At 65.0% G+C, this 3,589-nt stretch carries 3 protein-coding genes; all 3 read left to right on the top strand.

Translation table 11 applies throughout. The annotated features are described in order from the left end of the window. Positions 1 to 443: ATP-binding protein (locus tag AC1DT2_RS18085; RefSeq protein WP_477297860.1), on the top strand; the 443-nt coding region annotated here is incomplete at its 5' end. Between the two features lie 99 nt (positions 444 to 542). After that, entirely contained in the window at positions 543 to 2,618 is a 2,076-nt protein-coding gene (gene ppk1 / locus AC1DT2_RS18080) for a polyphosphate kinase 1 (RefSeq protein ID WP_477297859.1), read from the top strand. After that, the coding region (locus AC1DT2_RS18075) for an MGDG synthase family glycosyltransferase (RefSeq protein ID WP_477297857.1) at positions 2,615 to 3,589 on the top strand (975 nt) is incomplete at its 3' end. The genes ppk1 and AC1DT2_RS18075, both read left to right, overlap by 4 nt.

Genomic DNA, 3,589 nt, shown 5'->3' with positions numbered 1-3,589 from the left:
GCCAGGGCCGGCACACGGTCTCGCTCGACATGGCGACCGCCTTCGATCTCCTCGGCTCGCCGAAGGATCTGCACAGCGCGTTTTCGAATCTGGTCAGCAATGCCGTGCGCTACACACCTACCGGCGGGCGTATCGCCATCCGCTGGGCAGACTCCGAAGGCGGTGGCGCGAAGTTCTCCGTGCAGGATTCGGGCTTCGGCATTCCGGCCACCCATATCGCGCGCCTGACCGAACGTTTTTACCGCGTGTCGTCCAGCCGCTCGCGTGATTCCGGTGGCACCGGCCTGGGCCTGTCCATCGTCAAGCACGTGCTCAACCTCCACCAGGCCCGCCTGGTGATCGAGAGCGAACCTGGCAAGGGCTCGACGTTTGCCTGCGTCTTCGGTAGCGACCGCCTCCTCGATGGCGCCCGGCTGCAGGAAGCCGCTGGCCTGCACCTGTAATCGATGGCAGGCAAGCGCCGCCCGGTTGCTGCGATGCCGCTTTCCGGCATGATGACCGATAGGCCACCATCGGGTGTCGTGAAAGGATCAGCCGAAAGCATGAGCGAGTCTGTCGACCTCGGCGCCCCTGCGCTGTACATCAACCGCGAACTGGCGGCGCTGGAGTTCAATTTCCGCGTGCTGGCCCAGGCACGCGACCCGGATGTGCCTGTCCTGGAGCGCCTGCGTTACCTGACCATCGTCAGCAACAACCTCGACGAATACTTCGAGGTGCGCGTGGCGGTGCTCAAGCATAAGCACGCACTGGGTGCGGCTACACCGGGGGCGGATGGCCTCTCGTCCACCGAGATTCTCGCGCGTATCCGCGAGCGTACCCTCGAGCTGGTCGCGGAAATTTACGCCATCTGGCACGAGGAACTCGGTCCCGCGCTCGCCGCGGAAGACATTCGTTACCTGACGCGCGACCGGTGGACCGACAAGCAACGCCGCTGGCTGCTGGGCTATTTCCAGAACGAGATCCAGCCGGTCCTGTCGCCGCTCGGTCTCGACCCTTCGCATCCGTTCCCGCGCATCCTCAACAAGACCTTGAACCTGGCGGTCGTACTCAAAGGCCGGGACGCTTTCGGTCGCGAAGGCCACATGGCCCTGGTCCGCGCGCCGCGCTCGTTGCCGCGCATCATCAAGCTGCCCGCCGAAGTATCCGAAGGCGACGGCGACTTCGTGTTCCTGGCCGAGGTGTTGCAGGCCTTTGCGGACGAAATCTTTCCCGGCTTCGATGTCTGCGCCTCGTACCAGTTCCGCGTTACGCGCAACAGCGAACTCGTGGTCGAGGAAGCGGAAGTCGAAAACCTGGCGCGCGCACTGAGCGAGGAGCTCGTCGGCCGCGGCTACGCGCGGCCGGTACGCCTCGAGGTCGGTGCGGATTGCCCGCGCGCGATCACCGACATGCTGATTGCCAATTTCCAGCTCGAGGAAGCCGACGTCTATCGTTGCGATGGACCGGTCAACATCATCCGTTCCAGCCTCATCTACGACCAGGTCGACCGCCCCGAACTGAAATTCCCGCGCTTCACGCCGCGGCTGTCACCGGCGTTCGGTAAAGGCGTGAACGAGTTCGACGTACTCGGCGTGCGCGACGTGCTGCTCCACCATCCGTATGAGTCCTTCGCATCGGTGGTCGAACTGCTGCGTCGCGCCTCGCAAGACCCCGGCGTCCTGGCGATCAAGCAGACGCTGTACCGCGCCGGCAAGGATTCCCCCCTGGTCGACCTGCTGGTGGAAGCCGCGCGCAACGGCAAGGACGTCACGGTCGTGATCGAGCTACGCGCGCGTTTCGATGAAGAGGCCAACATCGGCCTGGCCAACCGTCTGCAGGAAGYCGGTGTACAGGTGGTTTACGGCGTCGTGGGTTACAAGACGCACGCCAAGATGCTGCTCATCGTGCGCCGCGAGGGCTCGGGTTTGCGCCGGTACGTGCATCTGTCCACCGGCAATTATCACCAGGGCAACAGTCGCGGCTATACGGATATCGGCCTGATGACTTCGCATCCGGAAATCGGCGAGGACATCCACAAGGTGTTCCAGCAGCTTTCCGGCCTGGGTCCGATGATCCAGCTCAAGCGCCTGCTGCATTCGCCGTTCACGCTCTACAGCGGCGTCATGGCGCGTATCGAACGCGAGATCGAGCACGCGAGCCATGGACGCCCCGGGCGTATCGTCGCCAAGCTCAATGCACTCAACGAGGCACACGTCGTCGAAGCGCTGTACCGCGCCTCGGTGGCCGGTGTGCAGATCGACCTGATCATCCGCGGTGCCTGCACGCTGCGCCCGGGCATTCCGGGAGTGTCGGAAAACATCCGCGTGCGCTCGATCATCGGTCGCTTCCTCGAGCACAGCCGCGTCTACTGGTTCGGCAACGACGGCGAGCCGGAACTGTTCTGTGCGAGTGCGGACTGGATGGAACGCAACCTCATGCGGCGCATCGAAGTGGGCGTGCCCATCCTGGATCCGGCACTGGCGCAACGCGTCTACAACGAAACGCTCGACAACTACCTGCGCGACAACACGCAGGCCTGGATGCTTGGTGAGGACGGGCGTTACACGCGTCGTATACCGGCTACGGGCGAAGCGCCCTATAGCGCGCAGCAATCGCTGCTGGCCGAATACTGCGCGTGACGAGGCGCATCCTGCTCCTTTCGGTTTCCGCCGGCGCCGGGCACGTCCGCGCCGCCGATGCCCTCGAAGCGACGATCGGTGCGCTGGCAGCGGACGGACTGGACGTGGAAGCGCGACACCTGGACGTGATGGACTTCGTGCCATCGAGCTTCCGGCGCATCTACGCTGACTTCTACCTTGGCCTGATCACGCACTACCCGCGCCTGTGGGGCATGCTCTATCGCATCACCGACGACGCACGCCCCGAGGCCGTGACGCAACGTATGCGCCGGACCATCGAGCGGCTGAACACGCGACGGTTGCGCGCGGCCATCAGCGACTTCGCGCCCGACGCCATCGTCTGCACCCATTTCCTGCCTGCCGAGATGCTGATGCGGCAGATCTGCAAGGGCCGGGTGAACGCACCGGTCTATCTGCAGGTGACGGATTTCGACCTGCATCGGATGTGGGTGATACCGGGAATGACCGGCTACTTTGCTGCCAATCCGGAAATCGCCCACCGCATGCGCGCCGTCGGTCTGCCGCCCGAGCGCGTGCACGTCACGGGCATTCCGGTGATGCCCGCCTTCGCCCAGGCGCACGACCGTCGCGCACTGCGCGAAGAACTGGGCATCGATCCGGACCGGCCCGCGTACCTCGTCATGGGCGGCGGCGCAGGCGTCGGCGCGCTCGACGAACTGGCCGATACCCTGCTCACGGGTGGCGGCGATTTTCAGCTGGTCGTGCTGGCCGGGCGCAATACGGACATGCTCGGCCGCCTGCGCATGCTGGCCAGCACGCGGCATGCGGGACGCCTGTTTCCGCAGGGCTTTACCCGCCAGGTGGAGCGACTGATGGCCTGCTGCGACCTGGCGATCACCAAGCCCGGCGGCCTGACCACGTCGGAGTGCCTGGCCGTGGGCCTGCCGATGATCGTCAATGCGCCCATTCCCGGCCAGGAAGAACGTAACGCCGATTACCTGCTCGAGCAG

Source organism: Luteibacter sp. P4_E6, from assembly GCF_056401535.1.
The sequence above is the reverse complement of the archived record's forward strand: the minus strand, read 5'-3'. Positions and strand labels throughout refer to the sequence as shown.